Source organism: Leclercia sp. LSNIH8, assembly GCF_002920195.1.
Lineage (GTDB): Bacteria > Pseudomonadota > Gammaproteobacteria > Enterobacterales > Enterobacteriaceae > Enterobacter.
The window spans coordinates 249,961-274,728 of record NZ_PQJY01000005.1 but is presented as its reverse complement, the minus strand read 5'-3'; the positions used below and the strand labels follow the sequence as shown (position 1 = coordinate 274,728).

Here is a 24,768-nt window from a genome sequence, read left to right as displayed (position 1 = left end):
GAGTATTTTCTGGAGGAAACAATGAGTTTGCAGTCTGTGCGCCAGTTTTTTGCTGACCACGCCCCGGATGTTGAAGTCATCGAACTGGGTCAGAGTACCGCTACCGTTGCGCTGGCTGCCGAGGCCCACAACGTCGCCCCGGGTCAGATAGCGAAAACGCTGTCGCTAAAAATTAAAGATGAGGTGATCCTCGTGGTCGCTAAAGGCGATGCGCGTCTTGATAACAAAAAGCTGAAGCAGACGTTTGGCGCAAAGGCCAGGATGCTGAGCAGTGACGAGGTGGTGACAATCACAGGGCATCCTGTGGGTGGCGTCTGCCCTTTCGGACTGGAAACGCCGCTGGCGGTCTATTGTGACATCTCGCTAAAACAGTATGCGGAAGTGCTGCCCGCTGCCGGGGCGATCCACAGCGCGGTGCGTATTTCTCCGGAAAGAATGGCCGAACTCACTCAGGCGACATGGGTAGACGTTTGCCTGTAAGTCCCGCGCCAGAAACCGTTCTGGCGCAGACTTTCGCATGGGCTATGAAAAGTGCTGGGACATGAAGCGCGAGTTGCGGGGATCCGGGACGGGAAAATGCGTCAGGATGTCCGCCGCGTGCAGTAATCCCACGTCGGAACGCACACCGAGCTTAATCATGGCATTAAATTTATGCGCACGAATGGTTTTGATGTTGCGATCGAGCCGGGTGGCGATTTCCGGGATGGAGAAGCCGCACGACATAAACTGCAAAATGGCGCGTTCGGTTGGGCTCAGCAGTCTCCCACGATGGATATTCCAGTGGTTATTGTGACTGTCATTGACCCGTCGGTTCTCACTCAATATTTTGCTGAGTTGCTCCTGCAGTTCGGCGAGCGGCTCAGATTTGAGAATGACGCCATGCAGGCGTGACGGCGAAAGCTGATTAATCAGGCTCGCTTCTGCCTCATCTGATGCGAGCACAATTCGCTGAATCATGCCGTAAGTGGTGGCCACTTCCTTAATACAGACCAGGCAATTACGCCGTTCTTCCCGCTCATCCGAGAGTGAATAAATTAACGACGTGTATGGAACAAAACTAAGTGATGACTGGAAACTATTAATATTATTAAAAAGGTGAACTTCATAACCTTTAAGTGAGGGACTGGCAAAAAGATGCTTCAGCCCCATAGCACTCATCATGCACTTTTCGACGATAGCGATATGTCTTTTTGGCGCGCTCTTTTCCATTCGTCTTGCTCTCCATAGGCAGAGAATAAACTCAGCTCTTTCATTCCCTTAGTGCTGTTAATCCACGCGTACATTTCGGCATTACTCGTTAAAGCAAGTCTTCTCATGGCACTGTTTTTTTGCGCGCTTACCGTTTTATTACTCTTTTTCAGCAATGCGGCGATTTGATTAATACCCCAACCTTTTCCCAGTAAGCGTAATACTTTACGCTCCGAGAAGGTCAACATGACTTCGTCCTGATTGTCATATAAATCATCTGGATCGGGGATTAATAGCGTCTGGCTAATACGTTCAGCGTTTTCACTACCCGCCCGGATAGCCTTAACCACGCTTTCGATGGGCTCCATGTTGGATAGCAACGTGCTTTCTGGACGCATTAAGTGCTCAACAGCGAGGGGGTAAATTGCCCGAGAAACCAAAAATATCCAGTGAATATCCCGATACTGATTTTGTAATACGTGATACTGATTGCAAATATTACGCGAATTACGCTGTTCATCTGAAATATCAACGATGACCACGCCTGCACGACGCAATTGAAGAAGCGTCAGCTCTTCATGGGTCCGACAGTATGAACGATCGTAGTCCGGGAAATAGCGAGACATAATGCTGCCGAGGCCGGTCTGCATTATGGGTGACTTTCCAATTATTATTACACTCTTACAGATCAATGACGGCATTTTCGCTCCGAATCCATTCATACGTTCATTCCACGTCTTTCATCCAATTGAAATACCTGTTTGTCTAACAGGGCGACGTAAAAATGTAATGTCTTTCCTTTTCTATTAGCTGAACGAAATGAGATTGCGATAAGAATCAGCATCACAAATGTATACACCGCCAAAACGGCATTAATATCGCAAAATAACGCCGCAATGTTAACCCCTGGCGCGCGATATTTTTAAAAAGAGCAAATTAGATATTCTAAATATAAATTAAATAAATATGTAAATATAAAATGCATAGAAATTAATAATTAATCAGCTGAACGTAATACCTGTTTACAGTACTAATCTGCTTAAACCTTGATCTGGCCCAGAGCAAACGCCACCGGGTTGTGTGCTAAAAGTAGACATTCCGGCTATCCACTCGTCACTCTCTCCTCAGGGCAACAGATGCAGGCAGATCAATCCTCACAACGCGCCGTTACGCGACTGTGTATTCAGTGCGGCCTTTTTTTATTGCAACACGGCGCCGAAAGCGCCCTGGTCGAGGAGCTCTCTACCCGACTGGGGCTGGCCCTGGGGATGGACAGCGTAGAGAGCTCCATCTCCTCTAACGCGATTGTGCTGACCACCATTAAAGCGGGCCAGTGTCTGACCTCAACGCGTAAAAACCACGATCGTGGGATCAACATGCACGTCGTCACCGAGGTGCAACACATTGTGATCATGGCGGAACACAAGCTGCTGGATGCGCAGGGCGTCGAAAAACGCTTCAGCCAGATCAAGCCGCTGCGCTATCCACGCTGGCTGGTGGCGCTGATGGTGGGTCTCTCCTGCGCCTGCTTCTGCAAACTTAACAACGGCGGCTGGGACGGCGCGATGGTGACCTTTATCGCCAGCACCCTCGCCATGTACGTGCGTCAGGTGCTGACAGGCCGGCATCTGCACCCACAAATTAACTTCTGCATCACCGCCTTTGTCGCCACCACGGTCTCCGGCCTGCTGCTGCGGCTGCCAGGCTTTGCCACCACCCCGACCATCGCCATGGCCGCCAGCGTACTGCTGCTAGTGCCGGGCTTTCCGCTGATTAATGCCGTGGCCGATATGTTCAAAGGTCACATCAATACCGGCCTTGCCCGCTGGGCGATAGCCAGTTTACTCACCCTCGCCACCTGTATTGGGGTGGTGATGGCCATGACGTTATGGGGGCTTCGCGGATGGGCGTAATCGATTTTCTCTGGGCGCTGGCCCAGGACATGATGCTTTCGGCCATTCCGGCAGTGGGCTTTGCTATGGTGTTTAACGTTCCCCATCGCGCCCTGCCGTGGTGCGCGCTGCTGGGGGCTATTGGCCACGGCTCACGCATGACGATGATGACCGCCGGGCTGAATATCGAATGGTCGACCTTTATGGCCTCGATGCTGGTGGGCAGCATTGGGATCCAGTGGTCGCGCTGGTATCTGGCCCATCCGAAGGTCTTTACCGTTGCGGCGGTGATTCCGATGTTTCCGGGCATCTCTGCCTATACCGCGATGATTTCGGCGGTGAAAATTAGCCACTTTGGCTACAGCGAAGCGCAGATGATCATGCTGCTGACCAACTTCCTGAAAGCCTCGTCCATCGTCGGCGCCCTCTCAATCGGGTTGTCGATCCCCGGCCTGTGGCTCTACCGCAAACGCCCCCGGGTTTGAGAGTTGTGTTCTCCCGCTGCCGTGGTGATAATCCTCTGCTCTCATGTGGCTAAGTAAGGAGCAGATGTGTCTAACCCCGGCAGCGAAAACGCGGAAAACGGCGACGGCTCCCGCCTGAAAGACAAAATCTTCCTCAGCGCCCTCTCGCTGTTTGCCGAGTACGGGCTTAACGGCGCACGCATGGAGCAGATCGCCGAGAAAGCGGGCACCACCAAACGGATGGTGGTGTATCACTTTAAGACCAAAGAGAACCTCTATCTGCTGGTGCTGGAATATGTCTACACGCAGATCCGCGCCAGTGAAAAGCAGCTCAGTCTGGATGCAATACCGCCCGTAGAAGCGCTGGTACAGCTGGTGGAAACCACCTTTGACTATCACGCCGACCATCCGGACTACATTCGCATTATCTGTATGGAGAACATGCAGCGGGGCCGGTTTATGCAGCAGTCGGCCTTGCTGCGCCAGGTGAACCGCAGCGCGCTGGATCTGCTGGAAACCATCCTCAAACGCGGCAAAGAGAAGCAACTCTTTAACCAGACGGTGAACGCCCGGGATCTGCACCGCCTCATCAGCAGTTTCAGCTTTCACTATGTGGCTAACAGCTACACCTTCACCCTGCTGTTTGAGGATGGCGCCGATGAGCAGGCCCAGCGGCAACACTATCGAAAAATGGCGGTTCAGGTTGCCTTGCGTTATACCTGTCCTTAGCGCAAACAACCCTGAGATAAGGAACCCACCATGTCTTTAGAAAAAGTTGTCTATACCGCCAAAGCCAAAGCCACCGGAGGCCGTGATGGCCGCGCCACTTCGTCCGACGGCGTACTGGATGTCAAACTGGGCGTCCCCAAAGAGATGGGCGGCGCGGGCGGTGAAGTGACCAACCCGGAACAACTGTTCGCGGCGGGCTACTCAGCCTGTTTTCTCGGCGCCATGAAATTTGTGGCTAACCGCGACAAAATCACTATGCCGCAGGACGCCTTTATTGAGGGCGAAGTGGGGATCGGGCCGCTGCCAACCGGGTTTGGCATTGAAGCGAAACTGAATATTCACCTGCCGGGAATGGACGCCGATGAGGCGAAAAAGCTGGTGGATGCGGCGCACATTGTCTGCCCGTACTCTAACGCCACCCGCAACAATATCGATGTGACGCTGAATATTATCTCCTGATTTTTCAGGGGGTCAGGGAGCGGGTTTCAGACCCCTGCCTGCCCCCTCCTCTCTGTGCTACCATAAGCCCATATCTCGTCCGCAGTAACTCAGTAGAGAAGTATTATGTCCTCCAGAATCCTGACCACCAGCGTCACTGGCATTGATGCCTTTATGCACGATCCCCGCGGCGTGCTGTCCAGGGCGCAAGGCGGTACTGTCGCCGTTTTCGCCGACAATGCACCGGCTTTTTACGCCATCACGCCGCAGCGTCTGGCCGAGCTGCTGGAGCTGGAAGCGCGCCTGTCGCGCCCGGCCAGTGACGTCACTCTGGATACCCAATTCTTCGAGGAACCCACCAGCGCGCCGGTGGCAGTGCCGATGGGCAAATTCGCCATGTATAACGGCTGGCAGCCGGATCCCGACTTCCAGCGTCAGGCGGCGCTGTGGGGCATTGCCCTCACCCAGCCCGTCGCCCCGGAAGAGCTGGCCGCCTTTACCGCGTACTGGCAGGCGGAAGGGAAAGTCTTCCATCATATTCAGTGGCAGCAAAAGCTGGCGCGCAGCGTACAGATCAACCGGGCCAGCAGCGGCAACCAGGCCAGACGCGATGTGAATACCTTTTCAGAACCGGATAAACAGATCCCCCACGGATTCCGAGGTGCCAAATGAAAGAGTTCGGCGAACTGATGAAACGTCTGCAGAAGATCATGCCCGCTAACGTCAAACCGGCCTTTACCACCGGTGAAGAGCTGCTGGCGTGGCAAAAAGAGCAGGGTAAAATCCGCGCGGCGGCGCTGGCACGGGAGAACCGCGCCATGAAGATGCAGCGCACCTTTAACCGCTCCGGCATTCGTCCTCTGCATCAGAACTGCTCCTTCGACAACTACAACGTCGAGACCCAGGGACAACTCCAGGCGCTGCAACAGGCGCGCCAGTACGTAGAAGAGTTCGACGGCAACATCGCCAGCTTTATCTTCAGCGGCAAGCCGGGCACCGGCAAAAACCATCTCGCGGCGGCCATCTGCAACGAGCTGCTGCTGCGCGGTAAATCGGTGCTGATCATCACGGTTGCAGACATCATGTCGGCGATGAAAGATACCTTCAGCAACCGGGAAACCAGCGAAGAACAGCTGTTGAACGATCTGAGTAACGTCGATCTGCTGGTGATCGACGAAATCGGCGTGCAGACCGAATCGCGCTATGAAAAAGTGATCATCAACCAGATTGTCGATCGTCGCTCCTCCTCCAAGCGCCCGACCGGCATGCTGACCAACCATAACGTTGAAGAGATGACCCGTCTGCTGGGCGAGCGGGTGATGGATCGCATGAAACTCGGTAACAGCCTGTATGTGATTTTTGACTGGGAAAGCTATCGCAGCCGCGTTACCGGTAAAGAGTATTAGGATATTTACCCAAGTTCTGCGCTGTCGCGAGGTTTATACTGGCTGCCACTCCGCCCCGGCGGGCAATCGACAGAGTAGGTCTTATGAAAACACATTTTCTTCTTAGCGCCGCAGTCAGCGCCCTCCTGATGACGGGTGCAGCCCAGGCGGCCTCTTCCTGGCAGGATACGCTTAACAGTGCCGCCAGCCAGCTCAGCGCGGGCAGTAGCAGCAACAGCACCGCCACAACGTCCCAGAACGGTGGCCTCTCCCTCTCCTCGCTCACCGGTCTGCTCAACAATGGCGGCCAGTCGCTCTCTGCCAGCAACATGAATAACGCGGCCGGGATCCTCGAGTACTGCGCGAAAGAGAAGCTGGCTTCGATGACCGACGCCACCAACATTAAAAATCAGGTGCTGGGTAAGCTGGGTCTCGACACCCAGGAAGAGCAGCAGCAGGACACCAACTATCTGGAAGGGATCCAGGGTCTGCTGAATGCCAATAACGGTGAGCAGCTGAATCTGGAAACCATCGGCAACTCGCCGCTGGCGAAGAAGGTCAAAGCCCAGGCCTGTGATTTTGTCCTGAAACAGGGCATGAGCTTTATCTCTTAATCTCCGATACGCCGCGACGACTGCCGCGGCGTTTCTCCCCTTCCCCGCAGAAAGCGACGCCCGTCAAACATTCGATTTTCTAAACCAAATCCTAACAACAGCACAATTGCGTGACACTACAATTGCAGCTTGATGGCATCGCCATTACATTGGATCACCCAAAAATTAAACAGTTAATCCGCCGATCGGCGGATGCCTTTGTTGAGGATAAGCTGTTGTCAGAGTTCATTTCTATTGCCCTGTTTATCGCCTCGGTTGTTATCTATTCCCGCAAAGCGGGTCGTAACACGTGGTGGTTTGCCGTCACCCTTCTGGTGCTGGGGCTGTTTGTCGTACTGAACATTACTCTCTACGCCAGTGACTACTTTACCGGCGATGGCATTAACGATGCCGTCCTCTATACCCTGACCAACAGTCTGACCGGTGCCGGGGTTAGTAAGTACATACTTCCTGGTATTGGCGTGGTGGTTGCGCTGGTGGCGGTATTTGGCCTGCTGGGCTGGATCCTGCGCCGCCGTCGCCATCATCCGCATCACCTCGGCTACAGCCTGCTGGCGCTGGTGTTGGCCCTCGCCTCGGTGGATGCCAGCCCGGCGTTTCACCAGATCACCGAGCTGGTGAAATCCCAATCCCGCGATGGCGATCCCGACTTTGCGGCCTATTACAAAGAGCCGGGTAAAACCATTCCGAACCCGAAACTCAACCTGGTCTATATCTATGGCGAGAGCCTGGAGCGCACCTACTTTGATAATGACGCCTTCCCGGATCTCGCGCCGGAGCTGGGTGCTATCAAAAATGAGGGGATCGATTTTAGCCACACCGCGCAGCTGCCCGGCACCGATTACACCATCGCAGGCATGGTCGCCTCCCAGTGTGGCATCCCGCTGTTCGCCCCGTTTGAAGGCAACGCCTCGGCCTCGGTCTCGAGCTTCTTCCCGCAGAATATCTGTCTCGGCGATATCCTGAAAAACTCCGGGTACGAGAACTATTTCATGCAGGGTGCCAACCTGCGTTTCGCCGGGAAAGATGTATTCCTGAAGTCCCACGGTTTTGACCATCTGTACGGTGCAGAAGAGTTAAAAACCACCGTCGCGGATCCGACCTACCGTAACGACTGGGGTTTCTATGACGATACGGTGCTGGATGAAACCTGGAAAAAATTCGAGGCGCTGTCACAGTCCGGCAAACGCTTCTCGCTGTTTGCCCTGACGGTGGATACGCACCACCCGGATGGCTTTATCTCCCGTACCTGCCAGCGCAAGAGCTATGCCCTTGAGGGCAAACCCAATCAATCCTTCAGCGCGGTGGGCTGTAGCCAGGAGCACATTGCGGCGCTGATCGAAAAAATCAAAGCCTCGCCGTACTTCAAAAACACGGTGATCGTGGTTTCCTCCGATCATCTGGCGATGAAAAACACCGCCTGGGATGCGCTGAACAAACACGACCGCAGCAACCTGTTCTTTATCCTGCGTGGCGATAAGCCGCAGCAGGAGGTGATGGCCGTGAAGCGCAACACCATGGATAACGGCGCAACGGTGCTGGATATCCTCGGCGGGGATAATTTTATCGGCCTGGGCCGCAGCAGCCTCTCCGGGCAGTCGCTGTCTGAAGTGTTCCTCAACATGAAGGAAAAAGTGCTGGCGTGGAAACCGGACGTCATTCGCCTGTGGAATTTCCCGAAAGAGCTGAAAGAGTTCACCATCGACAGCCAGAAAAATATGATGGCCTTCTCCGGCAGCCACTTCCGCCTGCCGCTGCTGCTGCGCGTTTCCGATAAGCGGGTCGAACCGCTGCCGGAAAGCGAATACTCCGCTCCGCTGCGCTACCAGCTGGCGGACTTTGCCCCGCGGGATAACTTCGTCTGGGTTGACCGCTGCTACAAGATGGGTCAGCTCTGGTCGCAACCGCTGGCGCTCTCTACCGACTGGTGTGTTTCTCAGGGCCAGTTAGGCGGCGAGCAGACCGTGCAGCATGTCGATAAAGCGCAGTGGAAGGGCAAAACGGCCTTTAAAGATACGGTGATCAGCACCGATCGCTACCAGCGCAACGTCGATATGCTCAAGGTGTCCGACAACGACATTCGCTACAAGGCTGACAGCTTCGTCTTTAACGTGGCCGGTGCGCCCGAAGAGGTGAAGAAGTTCAGTGGCATTTCGCGCCCGGAATCCTGGGGACGCTGGTCCAACGCCCAACTGGGTGATGAAGTGAAGATCGAATACAACCAGCCGCTGCCGGCGAAATTCGATCTGGTGATCACCGCCAAAGCCTGGGGGCCGAACGCCAACAAACCGATTCCGGTACGCATTGGCGATAAAGAGCAGACCCTGACGCTGGGGAATGAGGTTACTACCACGACGCTGCATTTCGACAACCCGTCGCACAGCAGCACGCTGGTGATTGTTCCGCCTGCACCGGAGTCCACTAACGAGGGGAATATTCTCGGCCACTCTCCGCGCCAGCTGGGGATCGGCATGGTGGAGATCAAAGTGGTGAACGCGGAAGGGTAATCGAAGGAGAGTGCCGGGTAGCGCTGCGCTTACCCGGCATGGGAAATCGTAGGCCCGTGCAAGCCAAGCGCCGCCGGGCATAAAAAGCGCCCTGCCTGAACAGGGCGCTTTTTTACATCAGAAGGTTTCCCAGTTGTCACCGCTGTCGGTAACGGCCGCTTTGCGCGTCGTCACCGGCGACATCACGGTTTTCACCGCCGCGTGTGAATGGGCTTTCTGCTGCTCCTGCTGAATGCGGAACACCGCCACCGCCTGAGTCAGACGGCTCGCCTGCTCTTCCAGTGCCGCCGCTGCCGCCGCAGATTCCTGCACCAGCGAGGCGTTCTGCTGGGTGACGCGATCCATCTCGGCCACCGCCAGACCCACCTGGTCGATCCCGCGGCTTTGCTCGTCAGAGGCTGAGGCGATCTCACCCATGATGTCGGTCACGCGGGTCACCGCGCTGACGATTTCACCCATGGTCTCACCGGCGCTTTCCACCAGCGTGGAACCCACTTCGACGCGACCCACGGAGTCTTCAATCAGGCTCTTGATCTCACGTGCCGCCTGGGCGCTGCGCTGGGCCAGGTTACGGACTTCACCCGCTACCACCGCAAAGCCACGACCCTGCTCACCGGCACGCGCCGCTTCTACCGCCGCGTTCAGCGCCAGGATGTTGGTCTGGAAGGCAATACCGTCGATCACGCTGATGATGTCAGCAATCTTCTGGGAACTTCCGGCGATGTCACGCATGGTTTGCACCACGTTATCCACCACTTTGCCGCCTTTCTGCGCGGTTTCGGATGCGCTCAGCGCCAGATGGCTCGCCTGACGGGCGTTCTCGGCGTTCTGCTTCACGGTGGCGGTCAGCTCTTCCATGCTGGCTGCGGTCTCTTCCAGCGAGGCCGCCTGCTGCTCGGTACGGGAGGAGAGATCGTTGTTACCCATGGAGATTTCGCTCGCGCCGCTGTAGATGGCGTTAGCGCCATTACGCACGTCGCCGACGGTACGCATCAGTTCAGCCTGCATGTGACGCAGCGTATCGGCCAGCTGGCCCATCTCGTTAGAACCTTCCACTTCGATGCGTTTCACCAGATCGCCGCCGGCGATATGACGAATGCTGTCGGTCAGACGGTTCAGCGGAGAGATCAGGGCGTGACGGATACCCAGCCACACGCCGACAATCACCACCAGCACCAGGATCAGCACGCTGAGCAGGATCCAGAGGGCCTGGCTGTAAGAGCTGTTACTGTCGTCCACGGCGGTCTGATACAGATGATCGTTCTGCTGCAGATAGTTAACGTACTGCTTCTCAAAGCCATCCTGATAGCTCTGGGTCGGCTGATCGAAGAACTCATTGATCTTGCCTGCGCCCAGCAGCTGGATCAGTTCGGCCAGCGCACCATGATAGATATCGTAGTTACGTTTGATTTCCAGCGCGGCGCCTTCACTCTGACGCGGGTCACGCGGCAGGGCTTCGTACTCCGCCCAGCTTTTTTCCGCCTGCTTCAGTGAAGCAGCAGCAATCTGCATCAGATCGTTCACGGTGGCACCGCTACCGATGTTGTTCTGATCCATCATGTAGCGGATGCCCGCGCGGTTCAGGGTGTTACGGGTTTGCAGCAACGCTACCCAGCTGCTGTTAAGCGTGGACTGTTGCTGACGAATGGTTTGCAGGACGGTGAAATTTTCTTTGTCATGCTTCAGGGCATTAAAGAAAAGGCCACCGGATGTTAGCTGTAATAAGCCAAAAATAACTAATACCAGCAATAAGCTAGTAACAATTTTGATACGATTTAACATGATTTCTCATTCCACCAGACAGGTACAGAATTTTCGGCCTGGAATGGGAAAACTTTACGGAAATTGTGTTAATGACCGCAGCGATCTACTCCTCTTCCTGGCTGTTAACCTGCCCATCGCCCAGCGCAATAAACTCCTGTAGCAGGGCCGTCAGCTGCTGCATTTTCTCCGGTGTGTACCGCGCCTCAATCTGCTGATAGGCCTCTTCCACCTGCGCCTGGGCGCGTTCATACAGGGCGTTCCCCTCTTTGGTGAGGGAGACATAGAGCTTGCGCTGGTCGTTGAGCGGCTTTAAGCGCAGCACCAGCCCGTCGCGCTCCATACGCGTCAGGATCCCGGTCAGGCTCGGGCGCAGAATACAGGTGCGGAAGGCCAGGTCATGAAAATCCATCGACGGATGTTCCGCCAGCACGCGCACGATCCGCCACTGCTGCTCCGTCAGATTCTGCTGCTTGATAATCGGGCGAAAAAAGGTCATCGCGGTTTCCCGCGCCTGGAGTAGTGCAATAGTTAACGAATCGTGCATGGCGCCCCCACCTCAACATCATTAATAACGAAACAATCAATGCATAACGCTCTCTCTGCGCACCAGCGGCGCGACTGAAAAGTCTAACAGATATCACATTAAAATATTAACTTACTGATATATATAATTAATATATCGTAAATGTAAATTTATTGTTATCACTATCACAAAATATTCACTTCTGTTTGCCAAACACACATCGAGGGGCTAAAACCTAATCATTAACATATTAATGAACTCAAAACCCGTAAACCGGGCCAGAGGAGAAAGTGATGAAAGGTACTGTTTTCGCGGTGGCACTCAATCACCGCAGCCAGCTTGACGCCTGGCGTGACGCATTTAACCAGCCCCCATACAACACGCCACCGAAAACCGCCGTCTGGTTTATTAAACCGCGCAATACCCTGATCCGCGCCGGTGATGCCATCCCGCATCCTGAAGGGGAACAGGTTCTGAGCGGTGCCACGGTGGCGCTGATTGTCGGCAAGACCGCGAGCAAAGTCAGCCCGGAAGAGGCCGCCGACCACATTGCCGGGTACGCGCTGGCAAACGAGGTAAGCCTGCCGGAAAAGAGCTTCTACCGCCCGGCGATCAAAGCCAAATGCCGGGACGGCTTTTGCCCGCTGGGTGAACTCGCCGCCGTCGACAACGTGGATAACCTGACCATCATCACCGAGATCAACGGCCGCGAAGCAGACCACTGGAACACCGCCGATTTGCAGCGTAACGCCGCTGAACTGCTGAGCGCCCTGAGTGAGTTTGCAACGCTCAACCCCGGCGACGCGATTCTGCTCGGCACTCCGCACTCGCGCGTGCCGCTCCAGCCAGGCGACCGCGTGCGCATTCTGGCGGAAGGCTTCCCGACGCTGGAAAACCCGGTTGTCAATGAACGCGACGTCGCCATCGCTCAGGGTGCAAACCCTCACCCCACGCTGTTTGCCCTCGGCCTGAACTACGCCGATCACGCCAGCGAGCTGGACTTCAAGCCCCCCACCGAGCCACTGGTGTTTATCAAAGCGCCGAACACCTTTAACGGTGACAACCAGACTTCGGTGCGTCCGGACAACGTTGAGTACATGCACTACGAAGCGGAGCTGGTGGTGGTGATCGGCAAAACCGCGCGTAAGGTCAGCGAAGCCGAGGCGATGGCCTATGTCGCGGGCTATACGGTCTGCAACGACTACGCCATCCGCGACTACCTGGAAAACTACTATCGCCCCAACCTGCGGGTCAAAAGCCGCGACGGGTTAACCCCCATCAGCCCCAACATCGTGCCAAAAGCGGCCATTCCTGACCCGCATAACTTAACCCTGCGCACCTTCGTCAATGGCGAGCTGCGCCAGCAAGGGACCACGGCCGATCTGATCTTCAGCATCCCGTTCCTGATTGCGTACTTAAGTGAGTTTATGACCCTGCAGCCGGGGGACATGATCGCCACCGGCACGCCGAAAGGGCTCGCCGACGTGCGCCCGGGGGATGAAGTGGTGGTGGAAGTGGAAGGCGTTGGCCGTCTGGTCAACCGGATTGTCAGCGAGGAGGCCAAATAATGAAAAAGATTAACCACTGGATCAACGGTAAAAACGTCGCGGGTAACGACTATTTCCACACCACCAACCCGGCCTCCGGCGAGGTGCTGGCAGAAGTCGCCTCCGGCGGAGAAGCGGAAATTCATCAGGCCGTCGCCGCCGCCAAAGAAGCCTTCCCGAAATGGGCCAACCTGCCGATGAAGGAGCGCGCGCGCCTGATGCGTCGCCTGGGCGATCTGATCGACCAGAACGTGCCGGAAATTGCCGCGATGGAGACTGCCGACACCGGCCTGCCGATCCACCAGACTAAAAACGTGCTGATCCCGCGCGCCTCGCACAACTTCGAATTCTTCGCCGAGATGTGCCAGCAGATGAACGGCAAAACCTACCCGGTCGACGACAAGATGCTCAATTACACCCTCGTGCAACCGGTGGGCGTCTGCGCCCTGGTCTCGCCATGGAACGTGCCCTTTATGACCGCTACCTGGAAGGTCGCCCCCTGCCTGGCGCTGGGTAACACCGCGGTGCTGAAGATGTCCGAGCTGTCGCCGCTCACCGCTGACCGCTTAGGCGAGCTGGCGCTGGAGGCGGGTATTCCGGCGGGGGTGCTGAACGTGGTGCAGGGCTACGGTGCGACGGCAGGCGACGCGCTGGTGCGCCATCATGACGTGCGGGCCGTGTCGTTCACCGGCGGCACTGCCACCGGACGGCGCATCATGCAGAGCGCCGGGCTGAAAAAATACTCCATGGAGCTGGGGGGCAAATCGCCGGTGCTGGTGTTTGAAGATGCCGACATCGAACGCGCCCTGGATGCCGCCCTGTTCACCATCTTCTCCATCAACGGCGAACGCTGCACCGCAGGCTCGCGCATCTTTATCCAGCAGAGCATCTACCCGGAATTCGTCAAACGCTTCGCCGAGCGCGCCAACCGCCTGCGGGTGGGCGATCCGACCGATCCGAACACCCAGATCGGGGCTCTCATCAGCCAGCAGCACTGGGAGAAAGTCTCCGGCTATATCCGCCTCGGCATTGAAGAGGGTGCAACCCTGCTGGCGGGTGGCCCGGACAAACCAACCGATCTGCCTGCCCACCTGAAAGGCGGCAACTTCCTGCGCACGACCGTGCTGGCGGATGTCGATAACCGCATGCGCGTGGCGCAGGAGGAGATCTTCGGCCCGGTGGCCTGCCTGCTGCCGTTTAAGGACGAAGCGGAAGGGCTGCGTCTGGCGAACGACGTGGAGTACGGTCTCGCGTCCTACATCTGGACCCAGGATGTCAGCAAGGTGCTGCGCCTGGCGCGCAACATCGAGGCGGGCATGGTGTTTGTGAACACCCAGAACGTGCGCGACCTGCGCCAGCCGTTTGGCGGCGTGAAGGCCTCCGGCACCGGGCGCGAAGGGGGCGAATACAGCTTTGAAGTCTTCGCGGAGATGAAGAACGTCTGCATCTCCATGGGCGACCACCCGATCCCGAAGTGGGGGGTATGAGATGGGCAAGTTAGCGTTAGCCGCAAAAATCACCCACGTGCCGTCGATGTATCTCTCTGAGATCCCCGGTAAAAACTTTGGTTGCCGGCAAGGCGCCATCGACGGGCACAAAGAGATCAGCAGACGCTGCCGCGAGATGGGCGTCGATACCATTATCGTCTTCGACACCCACTGGCTGGTGAACAGCGCCTATCACATCAACTGTGCGGACCATTTTTCAGGCGTCTACACCAGCAACGAGCTGCCGCACTTTATCCGCGACATGACCTACGACTACAACGGCAACCCGGCGCTGGGTCAGCTGATTGCCGACGAAGCGGTGAAGCTCGGCGTGCGCGCCAAAGCGCACAACATTCCGAGCCTGAAGCTGGAGTACGGCACACTGGTGCCGATGCGCTACATGAACGCCGACAAGCACTTCAAAGTGGTCTCCATCTCGGCCTTCTGCACGGTACATGATTTCGCCGACAGCCGCAGGCTGGGCGAGGCCATCCTGAGCGCCATCGAGAAATATGACGGCACCGTGGCGGTGCTCGCCAGCGGCTCGCTCTCGCACCGCTTTATTGACGACCAGCGCGCCGAAGAGGGTATGAACAGCTACACCCGCGAGTTTGATCGCCAGATGGACGAGCGGGTGGTGAAGCTGTGGCGCGAAGGCCAGTTTAAAGAATTCTGCAGCATGCTGCCGGAGTACGCCGACTACTGCTACGGCGAAGGCAACATGCACGACACGGTGATGCTGCTGGGCATGCTCGGCTGGGACAAATACGACGGTAAGGTGGAGTTTCTCACCGAGCTGTTCCCCAGCTCCGGCACCGGCCAGGTTAACGCCGTTTTCCCTCTGCCCGCATAAGGACGCCCTATGCCGCACTTTATTGCTGAATGCACCGACAACATCCGCGACCAGGCCGACCTGCCAGGCCTGTTCGCCAAAGTCAACGAGGCGCTGGCCGCCACGGGCATCTTCCCCCTCGGCGGTATCCGCAGCCGCGCCCACTGGCTGGATACCTGGCAGATGGCCGACGGCAAGCACGACTACGCCTTTGTGCATATGACGCTGAAAATCGGCGCCGGGCGCAGCCTTGAAAGCCGGGAAGAGGTGGGTGAAACGCTGTTCACGCTGATCAAAACGCACTTCGCGGAGCTTATGGCGAGCCGCTATCTGGCGCTGTCGTTTGAGCTGGACGAGCTGCACCCGACGCTCAATTACAAGCAAAACAACGTGCACGCGTTGTTTAAGTAACACGCTCGATCGATCCCCTCTCCCCTTTGGGGAGAGGGTTAGGGTGAGGGGAAATCTCTGCGGCCTGATGCCCTCACCCCGGCCCTCTCCCACAGGGAGAGGGAGAAACAAATATAAAACAGGATATCGCCATGCTCGACAAACAGACCCATACCCTGATTGCCCATCGCCTGCATCAGGCGGAACAGACCCGGGAGCAGATCCGTGCGATCTCGCTGGATTACCCGCAGATCACCATCGACGACGCCTACGCCGTCCAGCGCGAATGGGTGAGCCTGAAAATCGCCGAAGGCCGCACCCTGAAAGGCCACAAGATCGGCCTCACCTCGAAAGCGATGCAGGCCAGTTCGCAGATCAGCGAGCCAGACTACGGCGCCCTGCTGGATGACATGTTCTTCCACGACGGCAGCGATATCCCTACCGACCGCTTTATCGTCCCACGCATTGAGGTGGAGCTGGCCTTCGTGCTGGCAAAACCGCTGCGCGGCCCGAACTGCACGATGTTCGACGTCTACAACGCCACGGATTATGTTATCCCCGCGCTGGAGCTGATCGACGCCCGCTGCCACAACATCGATCCGGAAACCCAGCGCCCGCGCAAAGTGTTCGACACCATCTCCGATAACGCCGCCAACGCCGGGGTGATCCTCGGTGGCCGCCCGATCCGCCCGGACGAGCTGGATCTGCGCTGGATCTCTGCCCTGCTCTACCGCAACGGCGTGATCGAAGAGACCGGCGTTGCCGCTGGCGTGCTCAACCACCCGGCCAACGGCGTGGCGTGGCTGGCGAACAAGCTGGCGCCGTACGACGTGCAGCTGGAACCCGGCCAGATCATTCTCGGCGGCTCCTTTACCCGCCCGGTCGCGGCGAGCAAAGGCGATACCTTCCACGTGGACTACGGCAACATGGGCTCCATCAGCTGCCGCTTTGTGTAAGGAGACGACCATGGAAAATGCATTCAAAGCGGCACTGCAAGCGGGCAACCCCCAGATCGGCTTATGGCTGGGGCTGACCAGCAGCTACAGCGCCGAACTGCTGGCGGGGGCAGGCTTCGACTGGCTGCTGATCGACGGCGAGCACGCCCCTAACAGTGTGCAGACCATTCTCACCCAACTCCAGGCCATCGCTCCCTATCCCAGCCAGCCGGTGGTGCGCCCATCGTGGAACGATCCGGTGCAGATCAAACAGCTGCTGGACGTGGGCGCGCAAACCTTGCTGGTGCCGATGGTGCAGAACGCCGATGAAGCCCGGCTGGCGGTACGCGCAACCCGCTACCCGCCGGCGGGTATTCGTGGCGTCGGCAGTGCGCTGGCCCGCGCGTCACGCTGGAATCGCATTCCCGATTACCTGCATCAGGCCAACGACGCCATGTGCGTGCTGGTACAGATTGAAACCCGCGAGGCGCTGAAAAACTTGCCGCAGATCCTGGATGTGGAGGGCGTCGACGGGGTGTTTATCGGCCCGGCGGACCTCAGCGCCGATATGGGCTTTGCTGGTAATCCACAGCATCCGGAGGTGCAGGCCGCCATCGAACAGGCGATCGCGCAGATCCGGGCTGCGGGCAAAGCGCCCGGCATCTTGATGGCGAACGAGCAGCTGGCGAAACGCTATCTCGAACTCGGGGCGCTGTTTGTCGCTGTCGGTGTCGACACCACCCTGCTCGCCCGCAGCGCCGAGGCGCTGGCGGCACGTTTTATCGATAACCCGGTTACGTCAGTTAATAACAATAAATCCGTCTATTGAACGGACACTGTGGAGCGCAACATGACGACCTCTACCCTGCACCCTGATAATAAAAAAGCCGTTGAACATCGCGTCATTAATAAGCTGTTTCGTCGTTTGATCGTGTTTCTCTTTATTCTCTTTGTCTTCTCGTTCCTTGACCGCATCAATATCGGCTTTGCCGGGCTGACAATGGGCAAAGATCTGGGCCTCACCTCCACCATGTTTGGCCTGGCCGCAACGCTCTTTTACGTCACCTACGTGCTGTGCGGGATCCCCAGCAATATCATGCTGGCGAAGATTGGCGCGCGCCGCTGGATCGCCGGGATCATGGTGGTGTGGGGCATCGCCTCCATCTGCACCATGTTCGCCACCAGCCCCGAAACCCTCTATGTGCTGCGCATGCTGGTGGGCATTGCCGAAGCCGGTTTTCTGCCAGGGATCCTGGTCTATCTCACCTGGTGGTTCCCCGCCTATCACCGCGCCCGCGCCAACGCGCTCTTTATGATCGCCATGCCGGTGACCATGATGCTGGGCTCGATCCTCTCCGGCTACATTCTGGCGATGGACGGGCTGTGGAACCTGAAGGGCTGGCAGTGGCTGTTCCTGCTGGAAGGTCTGCCGTCGGTGGTGCTTGGGGTGGTGACCTGGTTCTTCCTGAACGACACGCCGGATCAGGCCACCTGGTTGGACGACGAAGAGAAGCAGACCCTGAAAACGATGATCGCCCGCGAGCAGGAGAACGCCATTGCCCATGCCGCCACGCCGCGCTCGACGCTGCGTGAAGTGCTGACTCCGGCAGTGCTGCTCTACACCCTGGCCTACTTCTGCCTGACCAACACGCTCAGCGCCATCAACATCTGGACGCCGCAGATCCTGCAAAGCTTCAACACCGGCAGCAGCAATATCGTGATTGGCCTGCTGGCGGCGATCCCGCAGTTTTGCACCATCCTCGGGATGATCTGGTGGAGCCGTCGCTCCGACAGGATGAAAGAGCGAAAAAAGCACACCATTCTGCCGTATCTCTTCGCAGCGGCGGGATGGATGCTGGCGTCGGCGACCGATCACAGCCTGATCCAGCTGCTTGGCATCATCATGGCCTCAACCGGATCGTTTACCGCCATGGCGATCTTCTGGACCACGCCAGATCAGGTTATTAGCCTGCAATCCCGGGCGGTGGCGCTGGCGGTGATCAATGCCATCGGCAACGTCGGCTCCGCCGTCAGTCCGCTGCTGATTGGCATTCTGCGCGACGCCACCGGCAGCTTCAGCTCCGGGCTGTGGTTCGTGGCCGGGCTGCTGGTGGTGGGTGCGCTGGTGCTGACGCGTATTCCGATGACCCGGCAGGAGAGCCGTGCAAACGTGCCGGACATGGCGACGCAGAAGATCCATTGAGGAGCGGTTATGTGCCAGAGCCCGATTACCAATATCGACATCAGCAAAGAGTACGACGAGAGCCTGGGAACGGACGATGTGCATTACCAGTCCTTTGCGCGTATGGCGGCCTTTTTTGGCCGCGATATGCAGGCCCATCGTCACGACCGCTATTTTCAGATGCACTTTCTTGATACCGGGCAGATAGAGCTGCAGCTGGACGATCACCGCTACTCGGTGCAGGCCCCGCTGTTTGTCCTCACCCCGCCCTCGGTGCCGCACGCATTTTTCACCGAATCGGACAGCGACGGGCACGTGCTGACGGTGCATGAAGATCTGATCTGGCCGCTGCTGGAAGTGCTCTACCCCGGCACCCGGGAGACCTTCGGGCTGCCGGGCATCTGCCTGTCGCTCGCCGATAAACCCGATGAGCTGGCGGCGCTTTCTCATTACTGGCGGCTGATTGAACGCGAATCCACCGCCCAGCTTCCCGGACGGGAGCACACCCTGGCGCTGCTGGCGCAGGCGGTGTTCACCCTGCTGCTGCGCAACGCAAAGCTCGACGATCATGAGGCCTACGGCATGCGCGGCGAACTGAAACTGTTCCAGCGCTTTACTCAGCTGGTTGACGCGCACTTCCACCAGCACTGGACGGTGCCGGAATATGCCAGCGAACTGCACCTCACCGAATCGCGGCTGACTGACATCTGCCGCCGCTTCGCCAACCGACCGCCGAAACGGCTCATCTTCGACCGCCAGCTGCGCGAAGCCAGGCGGCTGCTGGTCTTCTCCGACAGCGCCGTGAATGAGATTGCCTGGCAGCTGGGATTCAAAGACCCGGCCTATTTCGCGCGGTTTTTTAACCGCTTAGTGGGGTGTTCGCCAAGCAAGTATCGGGCACAGAAAGTGCCGGTGTCGTGAGTTTTGCCAGGGGGACGGTGGAGGTTGAAAACAGATGGTCTTGACATCTCACGCAGCGGGTAGTTTACTTTTTTTATTATAGTGACACCCTGAGTTAATCTATGCCATCAAAATTAAACTGGCTACTGCAAAACACCTCTCCTGGCAGCCTGGTTTTGCAGTCCTGGCTGACACGAAACGACATCTCACCCTCTCTGGCATTCAAATATGCGCAAAATGGTTGGTTAAATAAACTGCGTGCCGGCGTTTATGCACGCGCGGGGCGTGAACCGGACTGGAGCGATGCACTGGAATGTCTACAGAACCAGCTTGCTGCCCCTGTTTATCTGGCCGGACTAACCAGCTTGTCCTGGCAAGGCCGTTCTCATTATCTACAGCTTAACCAGAGTCAATGCTGGCTTAGCGCTGAAAACAAAACGCTGCTTCCAAAATGGTTCAAAGAATTTCCCGATGTTGACTGGCGAGTGGTATCAGGTCTGAAGCTTCCTCAACTGGACGAAAAGTACCGTACTGAGCTTGAGATAAAAGGAAAAAAATTAACAGCCAGCGGGCCAGAACTAGCAACTTACGAACTGTTAAGCGCAGTGCCTCAGGACATCTCATTTGAACACGCAGCCGAGCTTTTTCAGGGGCTGGTTAATCTTAACCCGCGTAAAATAGAGAGTTTGCTTGTGCTCAGCCAGGCAGTTCAAACCAAGCGTCTGTATTTATTTTTCGCCAGTTTCTATGAGCATGCCTGGCTCAAACGCATTGATATCAGCAAAATTGACCTGGGGTCAGGCAACCGGCAGATCGTTGCCAATGGCAAGCTGAACACGCAATACCAGATCACCGTACCCGAAAATTTCAATCTGAAGGGAAGAAACTATGGATAGAACCTCCCCCTACCACCGCCAGGTCGCTTTGCTGGTGCGCACACTCCCCTATGTTGCCAACGAGTCCTGTTTTGCGCTCAAAGGTGGAACTGCGATCAATCTGTTTATTCACAATTTTCCCCGATTGTCAGTTGATATCGATCTTGCCTACATACCTCTGGAAAGCAGGGAGGTGGCTCTGCCCAATGTACGCGATGCACTCACCCGCATCGCTAATGAACTGGAGGCTCAATCGGGGATCAGCGCAGTGCTGCAAACGAATAATCCCGACGAGATGCGCATCATTGTCACCACTGACGATGCACAAATTAAAATTGAAGTTTCACCTGTCGCCCGGGGAACGTTGTATCCCCCGCAAGAACGGGATGTCGTGGAAACCGTAGAAGATGAATTTGGGTTTGCCGCGATCCCGGTCGTCTCACTCCCTGATTTGTATGGCGGCAAGTTATGCGCCGCGCTGGATCGTCAGCATCCCAGAGACTTTTACGATGTAAAAATGCTTCTTGATACACAAGGTATCGACCGCGCTATTTTCAATGGTTTTATCGCTTACCTGCTCAGCCATAATCGTCCTCTATCCGAGGTTCTTAGCCCGCGCTGGAAGGATATTACCGGGCCCTTTCAAAACGAATTTAACGGCATGACTATTCAGGATGTATCCCTTAAGGAGCTGGTTAACGTTCCGGAAAGAATGTTAAACGCGTTGAAAGAACATTTCACTCATCAGGATTTCGATTTTCTTATGTCCTTTAAACGTGGTGCTCCTGACTGGAATTTAGCGCCTGAAAGCCCAATTCAACATTTGCCAGCCGTTCAATGGAAATTGCGCAATATCAGCAGGATGTCAGAAGAAAAACGCGCTCAGTCACTGAAGAAACTGGAAAGGGTTCTGGAAAAGTGGATAAGCTAATTTATTAAGCGCCTTCTCCCGCTTGCGCTGCGCTTACCGGGGCTACGGATTGTAGGCCGGGTAAGCGCAGCACCACCCGGCAAAACCCACCCCGATCACAAATCTTGCACCCGCCTGAAAAGTACCCGTCGTTGACCTATTCGTCCCTTCACGTCTTGCCGCTCTCACGCTTCAATTAAACAACAAAAAGAACACATAAATTTAACAAACCTATTCCGATACGAGGTCCCTATGAAACCTGAAGATTTCCGCGCGAGCACCCAACGCCCGTTAACCGGCGAAGAGTATCTGAAAAGCCTGCAGGATGGCCGGGAGATCTATATCTACGGCGAGCGCGTGAAAGATGTAACCACCCATCCGGCGTTTCGCAATGCGGCGGCCTCGGTCGCACAGCTGTACGATGCGCTGCACAAACCTGACATGCAGGACGCGCTCTGCTGGAACACCGATACTGGCAACGGTGGCTACACCCATAAGTTCTTCCGCGTGGCGAAAAGTGCCAACGATCTGCGTCAACAGCGCGATGCCATCGCCGAGTGGTCACGTCTGAGCTACGGCTGGATGGGGCGCACCCCGGATTACAAAGCGGCCTTCGGCTGTGCGCTGGGGGCGAATCCGGCCTTTTATGGTCAGTTCGAGCAGAACGCCCGCAACTGGTACACCCGTATCCAGGAAACCGTCCTGTACTTTAACCACGCCATCGTCAACCCGCCGATCGATCGCCACAAACCGGCTGACGAAGTGAAAGATGTCTACATCAAGCTGGAGAAAGAGACCGACGCCGGGATCATCGTCAGCGGCGCGAAAGTGGTTGCTACCAACTCGGCGCTGACCCACTACAACATGATCGGTTTTGGCTCGGCACAGGTGATGGGCGATAACCCTGACTTCGCCCTGATGTTTGTCGCCCCGATGGACGCCGAAGGGGTGAAGCTGATCTCCCGCGCCTCCTACGAACTGGTGGCAGGCGCAACCGGCTCGCCTTACGACTACCCGCTCACCAGCCGCTTCGACGAGAACGATGCGATCCTGGTGATGGATAATGTGCTGATCCCATGGGAAAACGTACTGATCTACCGCGACTTTGACCGCTGCCGTCGCTGGACCATGGAAGGCGGTTTCGCCCGCATGTATCCGCTGCAGGCGTGCGTACGTCTGGCAGTGAAGCTCGACTTCATTACCGCTCTGCTGAAAAAATCGCTGGAATGTACCGGCACCGCCGAGTTCCGCGGCGTGCAGGCCGATCTTGGTGAAGTGGTGGCCTGGCGCAACATGTTCTGGGCGCTCAGCGACTCCATGTGCTCAGAAGCCACACCGTGGGTAAACGGCGCCTACCTGCCGGACCACGCGGCGCTGCAAACCTACCGCGTGATGGCCCCGATGGCCTACGCGAAGATCAAAAACATCATCGAGCGCAACGTCACCAGCGGCCTGATCTACCTGCCGTCCAGCGCCCGCGACCTGAACAATCCGCAGATCGACAAATACCTCGCGAAATATGTGCGTGGCTCCAACGGCATGGACCACGTGGAACGCATCAAGATTTTAAAACTGATGTGGGATGCCATCGGCAGCGAGTTTGGTGGTCGTCATGAGCTGTACGAGATCAACTACTCCGGTAGCCAGGATGAAATACGCCTGCAGTGCCTGCGCCAGGCGCAGACCTCCGGCAACATGGACAAAATGATGGCGATGGTCGACCGCTGCCTGTCTGAGTACGACCAGAACGGCTGGACGGTTCCGCACCTGCACAACAACACCGATATCAACCTGCTGGACAAGCTGCTGAAATAAGGCAGCGGGAGGTCAAGATGCAACATGATGAACAACGTCTGCGTTTTCGTGACGCGATGGCCAGCCTCTCTGCGGCGGTCAATGTGATTACCACCGATGGTGAAGCCGGACGCTGCGGCATCACCGCTACCGCGGTCTGCTCGGTAACGGATACGCCCCCCTCGGTGATGGTCTGCCTGAATGCCAGCAGCGCCATGAACCCGGTTTTTCAGGGTAACGGCAAGCTGTGCATCAATGTACTCAACCATGAACAGGAGCTGATGGCGCGCCATTTTGCCGGAATGACCGGCATGGCCATGGAGGAGCGGTTCACCCTCTCCTGCTGGCAGAAAGGCGTGCTGGCCCAGCCGGTATTAAAGGGGGCGCTGGCAAGTCTGGAAGGTGAGATTAGCCAGGTGCAGACCATCGGCACCCATCTGGTCTACCTGGTGGAGATCAAAAACATCCACCTGAGCCAGGAGGGACACGGGCTGATTTACTTTAAGCGCAGATTTCATCCGGTCTTAATCGATCAAGAAATAACCGTTTAATATTCTTTCCACGCCAGTTGCGCCCGCCACTGGCGTTTTTTTATACAATTTAATTTCACTTAGAAATATTTACGAAAGTTATATTTCATAATTCATCCTATTTCTCCCATCCCCCACCAAAGTTAATAGTTGTGTGCTTTCGGATAATGCTTAGTGACAAAAACGAATGAAATTCCAATGACAGAAACCCTCTAATTATGTAATCTTCTGCGTACAAACATTTTAGTGAATAATAAAATCCATATTAGTTGTTTACTGAATAGTCCCCTTGTGGCACTACAGTAAAAACTGCGCACATTTTAACCGGAATCGTCCATTTCCGTGCGGTAGCCTACTCTTTTTTTGGCATTCCTTGCCCTAATTCTGCGTTTTTTGCTTTTCCTGCGCCTGCATGACACCTCAACTGCGTAGCTATTAAGCGCGGTTGATTACCATCGACATTTTATTTCGCCTTCCAGTTACTGATTTGTTGGAAAATATTGATCTATGAAGAACGCAACTCGCCTTCTGGTGATTTCGCTCGCCCTCATACTGAGTGGCTGCGCATATTCACCGAAGCAGGTTGAAGCATCCCGACCACTTGTGAATCAGACTGCTTCGACCAACCTCCAGGCTATGGCAGCCAATCTGCAACAACCTTTGAACACCCTGCCGCAAGGCGCCGCGCTCAGCGCGAATGGCAATACCTGGATTCTGGGTCAGCGTTATGTCTCCGCCCTGGGGCTGGAATGCATTGAACTGCTACGTAATCGCAACTACAACCAGTCGCAGCGCGGTGTGACCTGTAAAAACGGTGATACCTGGTATCTGGTACCGCAGCTGGAACAGGCTTCTGCCAGTAACCTGCTTGCCGTGCAATAA

26 protein-coding genes are annotated in these 24,768 nt (G+C 56.4%); 22 read left to right on the top strand and 4 right to left on the bottom strand.

Translation table 11 applies throughout. From position 1 onward, the window contains the following. The first annotated feature begins 21 nt into the window (after window positions 1-21). Window positions 22-480 (top strand): YbaK/EbsC family protein, encoded by a 459-nt coding sequence (locus tag C3406_RS16000; RefSeq protein ID WP_103823167.1) that lies wholly within the window; start codon window positions 22-24, stop codon window positions 478-480. Window positions 481-522: 42 nt separating this feature from the next. Here C3406_RS16000 and bglJ read toward each other — a convergent pair whose 3' ends face one another. Then, on the bottom strand, window positions 523-1,158 hold the full coding sequence (gene bglJ / locus C3406_RS15995; RefSeq protein WP_103823166.1) for a DNA-binding transcriptional activator BglJ: 636 nt from the start codon (window positions 1,156-1,158) through the stop codon (window positions 523-525). Next, the gene (locus C3406_RS15990) at window positions 1,158-1,889 is read right to left on the bottom strand and encodes a helix-turn-helix transcriptional regulator (RefSeq protein WP_103823321.1); all 732 of its coding nucleotides are present in this window, start codon (window positions 1,887-1,889) and stop codon (window positions 1,158-1,160) included. Before C3406_RS15990 ends, bglJ begins: the two co-directional genes overlap by 1 nt. 435 nt (window positions 1,890-2,324) lie before the next feature. Here C3406_RS15990 and C3406_RS15985 point away from each other — a divergent pair, with 435 nt between their 5' ends. From C3406_RS15985 to opgB, 8 genes are all read left to right on the top strand, one after another. Continuing rightward, window positions 2,325-3,101 (top strand): threonine/serine exporter family protein, encoded by a 777-nt coding sequence (locus C3406_RS15985; RefSeq protein ID WP_103823165.1) that lies wholly within the window; start codon window positions 2,325-2,327, stop codon window positions 3,099-3,101. Then, window positions 3,092-3,565, top strand: coding sequence for a threonine/serine exporter (locus C3406_RS15980; protein ID WP_103823164.1), 474 nt, complete (start codon window positions 3,092-3,094; stop codon window positions 3,563-3,565). The genes C3406_RS15985 and C3406_RS15980 overlap by 10 nt, the downstream gene beginning before the upstream one ends. A gap of 66 nt (window positions 3,566-3,631) precedes the next feature. Then, window positions 3,632-4,273 (top strand): TetR/AcrR family transcriptional regulator, encoded by a 642-nt coding sequence (locus C3406_RS15975; RefSeq protein WP_103823163.1) that lies wholly within the window; start codon window positions 3,632-3,634, stop codon window positions 4,271-4,273. 30 nt (window positions 4,274-4,303) lie between these two features. After that, window positions 4,304-4,732, top strand: a complete 429-nt coding sequence (locus C3406_RS15970) for an organic hydroperoxide resistance protein (protein WP_103823162.1) — start codon at window positions 4,304-4,306, stop codon at window positions 4,730-4,732. A 105-nt stretch (window positions 4,733-4,837) separates the two neighbouring features. Then, on the top strand, window positions 4,838-5,383 hold the full coding sequence (gene dnaT / locus C3406_RS15965; protein WP_103823161.1) for a primosomal protein DnaT: 546 nt from the start codon (window positions 4,838-4,840) through the stop codon (window positions 5,381-5,383). Next, window positions 5,380-6,117, top strand: coding sequence for a replicative helicase loader DnaC (gene dnaC / locus C3406_RS15960; RefSeq protein WP_103823160.1), 738 nt, complete (start codon window positions 5,380-5,382; stop codon window positions 6,115-6,117). The genes dnaT and dnaC overlap by 4 nt, the downstream gene beginning before the upstream one ends. Before the next feature lie 83 nt (window positions 6,118-6,200). Then, the gene (locus C3406_RS15955; RefSeq protein WP_103823159.1) at window positions 6,201-6,710 is read left to right on the top strand and encodes a YjjA family protein; all 510 of its coding nucleotides are present in this window, start codon (window positions 6,201-6,203) and stop codon (window positions 6,708-6,710) included. A 215-nt stretch (window positions 6,711-6,925) separates the two neighbouring features. Next, a complete protein-coding gene (gene opgB / locus C3406_RS15950) occupies window positions 6,926-9,217 on the top strand; it encodes a phosphatidylglycerol--membrane-oligosaccharide glycerophosphotransferase (protein ID WP_103823320.1) in 2,292 nt (763 codons plus the stop codon). Window positions 9,218-9,334: 117 nt separating this feature from the next. Here opgB and tsr read toward each other — a convergent pair whose 3' ends face one another. Further along, complete coding sequence (tsr, locus tag C3406_RS15945) at window positions 9,335-10,999, bottom strand: methyl-accepting chemotaxis protein (RefSeq protein WP_103823158.1); 1,665 nt, start codon at window positions 10,997-10,999, stop codon at window positions 9,335-9,337. 85 nt (window positions 11,000-11,084) lie between these two features. Then, a complete protein-coding gene (gene hpaR / locus C3406_RS15940; RefSeq protein ID WP_103178148.1) occupies window positions 11,085-11,525 on the bottom strand; it encodes a homoprotocatechuate degradation operon regulator HpaR in 441 nt (146 codons plus the stop codon). 272 nt (window positions 11,526-11,797) lie between these two features. Between hpaR and hpaG the strand changes: the two genes are divergently transcribed. The 13 genes from hpaG to C3406_RS15875 all read left to right on the top strand — a co-directional run bounded on the left by hpaG (window position 11,798) and on the right by C3406_RS15875 (window position 24,768). Further along, window positions 11,798-13,072 (top strand): 4-hydroxyphenylacetate degradation bifunctional isomerase/decarboxylase, encoded by a 1,275-nt coding sequence (hpaG, locus tag C3406_RS15935; protein ID WP_103823157.1) that lies wholly within the window; start codon window positions 11,798-11,800, stop codon window positions 13,070-13,072. Beyond that, window positions 13,072-14,538: a 5-carboxymethyl-2-hydroxymuconate semialdehyde dehydrogenase gene (gene hpaE / locus C3406_RS15930; RefSeq protein WP_103823156.1), complete on the top strand. Its 1,467-nt coding sequence runs from the start codon at window positions 13,072-13,074 to the stop codon at window positions 14,536-14,538. The genes hpaG and hpaE overlap by 1 nt, the downstream gene beginning before the upstream one ends. A 1-nt stretch (window position 14,539) precedes the next feature. Beyond that, on the top strand, window positions 14,540-15,391 hold the full coding sequence (gene hpaD, locus C3406_RS15925) for a 3,4-dihydroxyphenylacetate 2,3-dioxygenase (protein WP_103823155.1): 852 nt from the start codon (window positions 14,540-14,542) through the stop codon (window positions 15,389-15,391). Between the two features lie 9 nt (window positions 15,392-15,400). Next, the gene (locus C3406_RS15920) at window positions 15,401-15,781 is read left to right on the top strand and encodes a 5-carboxymethyl-2-hydroxymuconate Delta-isomerase (RefSeq protein ID WP_103823154.1); all 381 of its coding nucleotides are present in this window, start codon (window positions 15,401-15,403) and stop codon (window positions 15,779-15,781) included. Window positions 15,782-15,912: 131 nt separating this feature from the next. Further along, window positions 15,913-16,716 carry a 2-oxo-hept-4-ene-1,7-dioate hydratase gene (gene hpaH / locus C3406_RS15915; RefSeq protein ID WP_103823153.1) on the top strand — a complete coding sequence of 268 codons (804 nt, stop codon included), beginning with the start codon at window positions 15,913-15,915 and terminating at the stop codon, window positions 16,714-16,716. A 10-nt stretch (window positions 16,717-16,726) separates the two neighbouring features. Beyond that, entirely contained in the window at window positions 16,727-17,524 is a 798-nt protein-coding gene (gene hpaI / locus C3406_RS15910) for a 4-hydroxy-2-oxoheptanedioate aldolase (RefSeq protein WP_103823152.1), read from the top strand. 21 nt (window positions 17,525-17,545) lie between these two features. Next, the gene (hpaX, locus tag C3406_RS15905) at window positions 17,546-18,898 is read left to right on the top strand and encodes a 4-hydroxyphenylacetate permease (RefSeq protein WP_103823151.1); all 1,353 of its coding nucleotides are present in this window, start codon (window positions 17,546-17,548) and stop codon (window positions 18,896-18,898) included. A 9-nt stretch (window positions 18,899-18,907) separates the two neighbouring features. Further along, window positions 18,908-19,798: a 4-hydroxyphenylacetate catabolism regulatory protein HpaA gene (gene hpaA, locus C3406_RS15900; RefSeq protein WP_103823150.1), complete on the top strand. Its 891-nt coding sequence runs from the start codon at window positions 18,908-18,910 to the stop codon at window positions 19,796-19,798. Window positions 19,799-19,899: 101 nt separating this feature from the next. After that, on the top strand, window positions 19,900-20,673 hold the full coding sequence (locus C3406_RS15895) for a type IV toxin-antitoxin system AbiEi family antitoxin (RefSeq protein ID WP_103823149.1): 774 nt from the start codon (window positions 19,900-19,902) through the stop codon (window positions 20,671-20,673). Continuing rightward, window positions 20,666-21,583 (top strand): nucleotidyl transferase AbiEii/AbiGii toxin family protein, encoded by a 918-nt coding sequence (locus C3406_RS15890; RefSeq protein ID WP_103823148.1) that lies wholly within the window; start codon window positions 20,666-20,668, stop codon window positions 21,581-21,583. The genes C3406_RS15895 and C3406_RS15890 overlap by 8 nt, the downstream gene beginning before the upstream one ends. Window positions 21,584-21,814: 231 nt before the next feature. Beyond that, window positions 21,815-23,377, top strand: coding sequence for a 4-hydroxyphenylacetate 3-monooxygenase, oxygenase component (hpaB, locus tag C3406_RS15885; RefSeq protein ID WP_103823147.1), 1,563 nt, complete (start codon window positions 21,815-21,817; stop codon window positions 23,375-23,377). A 17-nt stretch (window positions 23,378-23,394) separates the two neighbouring features. Further along, window positions 23,395-23,907: a 4-hydroxyphenylacetate 3-monooxygenase reductase subunit gene (locus C3406_RS15880; RefSeq protein WP_103823146.1), complete on the top strand. Its 513-nt coding sequence runs from the start codon at window positions 23,395-23,397 to the stop codon at window positions 23,905-23,907. A gap of 486 nt (window positions 23,908-24,393) precedes the next feature. Beyond that, window positions 24,394-24,768 (top strand): hypothetical protein, encoded by a 375-nt coding sequence (locus C3406_RS15875; RefSeq protein ID WP_103823145.1) that lies wholly within the window; start codon window positions 24,394-24,396, stop codon window positions 24,766-24,768.

What these genes read in the sequence shown, in the direction of transcription:
- C3406_RS15880 (WP_103823146.1), top strand. Translation starts at nt 23,395, where the DNA reads ATGCAACATGATGAACAACGTCTGCGTTTTCGTGACGCGATGGCCAGC.
- C3406_RS15895 (WP_103823149.1), top strand. Translation starts at nt 19,900, where the DNA reads ATGCCATCAAAATTAAACTGGCTACTGCAAAACACCTCTCCTGGCAGC.
- C3406_RS16000 (WP_103823167.1), top strand. Translation starts at nt 22, where the DNA reads ATGAGTTTGCAGTCTGTGCGCCAGTTTTTTGCTGACCACGCCCCGGAT.
- C3406_RS15875 (WP_103823145.1), top strand. Translation starts at nt 24,394, where the DNA reads ATGAAGAACGCAACTCGCCTTCTGGTGATTTCGCTCGCCCTCATACTG.
- C3406_RS15985 (WP_103823165.1), top strand. Translation starts at nt 2,325, where the DNA reads ATGCAGGCAGATCAATCCTCACAACGCGCCGTTACGCGACTGTGTATT.
- hpaH (WP_103823153.1), top strand. Translation starts at nt 15,913, where the DNA reads ATGCTCGACAAACAGACCCATACCCTGATTGCCCATCGCCTGCATCAG.
- dnaT (WP_103823161.1), top strand. Translation starts at nt 4,838, where the DNA reads ATGTCCTCCAGAATCCTGACCACCAGCGTCACTGGCATTGATGCCTTT.
- hpaG (WP_103823157.1), top strand. Translation starts at nt 11,798, where the DNA reads ATGAAAGGTACTGTTTTCGCGGTGGCACTCAATCACCGCAGCCAGCTT.
- dnaC (WP_103823160.1), top strand. Translation starts at nt 5,380, where the DNA reads ATGAAAGAGTTCGGCGAACTGATGAAACGTCTGCAGAAGATCATGCCC.
- C3406_RS15955 (WP_103823159.1), top strand. Translation starts at nt 6,201, where the DNA reads ATGAAAACACATTTTCTTCTTAGCGCCGCAGTCAGCGCCCTCCTGATG.
- hpaA (WP_103823150.1), top strand. Translation starts at nt 18,908, where the DNA reads ATGTGCCAGAGCCCGATTACCAATATCGACATCAGCAAAGAGTACGAC.
- tsr (WP_103823158.1), bottom strand. Translation starts at nt 10,999, where the DNA reads ATGTTAAATCGTATCAAAATTGTTACTAGCTTATTGCTGGTATTAGTT.
- hpaI (WP_103823152.1), top strand. Translation starts at nt 16,727, where the DNA reads ATGGAAAATGCATTCAAAGCGGCACTGCAAGCGGGCAACCCCCAGATC.
- C3406_RS15980 (WP_103823164.1), top strand. Translation starts at nt 3,092, where the DNA reads ATGGGCGTAATCGATTTTCTCTGGGCGCTGGCCCAGGACATGATGCTT.
- C3406_RS15990 (WP_103823321.1), bottom strand. Translation starts at nt 1,889, where the DNA reads ATGCCGTCATTGATCTGTAAGAGTGTAATAATAATTGGAAAGTCACCC.
- bglJ (WP_103823166.1), bottom strand. Translation starts at nt 1,158, where the DNA reads ATGAGTGCTATGGGGCTGAAGCATCTTTTTGCCAGTCCCTCACTTAAA.
- hpaD (WP_103823155.1), top strand. Translation starts at nt 14,540, where the DNA reads ATGGGCAAGTTAGCGTTAGCCGCAAAAATCACCCACGTGCCGTCGATG.
- hpaE (WP_103823156.1), top strand. Translation starts at nt 13,072, where the DNA reads ATGAAAAAGATTAACCACTGGATCAACGGTAAAAACGTCGCGGGTAAC.
- hpaX (WP_103823151.1), top strand. Translation starts at nt 17,546, where the DNA reads ATGACGACCTCTACCCTGCACCCTGATAATAAAAAAGCCGTTGAACAT.
- C3406_RS15890 (WP_103823148.1), top strand. Translation starts at nt 20,666, where the DNA reads ATGGATAGAACCTCCCCCTACCACCGCCAGGTCGCTTTGCTGGTGCGC.
- hpaR (WP_103178148.1), bottom strand. Translation starts at nt 11,525, where the DNA reads ATGCACGATTCGTTAACTATTGCACTACTCCAGGCGCGGGAAACCGCG.
- C3406_RS15920 (WP_103823154.1), top strand. Translation starts at nt 15,401, where the DNA reads ATGCCGCACTTTATTGCTGAATGCACCGACAACATCCGCGACCAGGCC.
- C3406_RS15970 (WP_103823162.1), top strand. Translation starts at nt 4,304, where the DNA reads ATGTCTTTAGAAAAAGTTGTCTATACCGCCAAAGCCAAAGCCACCGGA.
- hpaB (WP_103823147.1), top strand. Translation starts at nt 21,815, where the DNA reads ATGAAACCTGAAGATTTCCGCGCGAGCACCCAACGCCCGTTAACCGGC.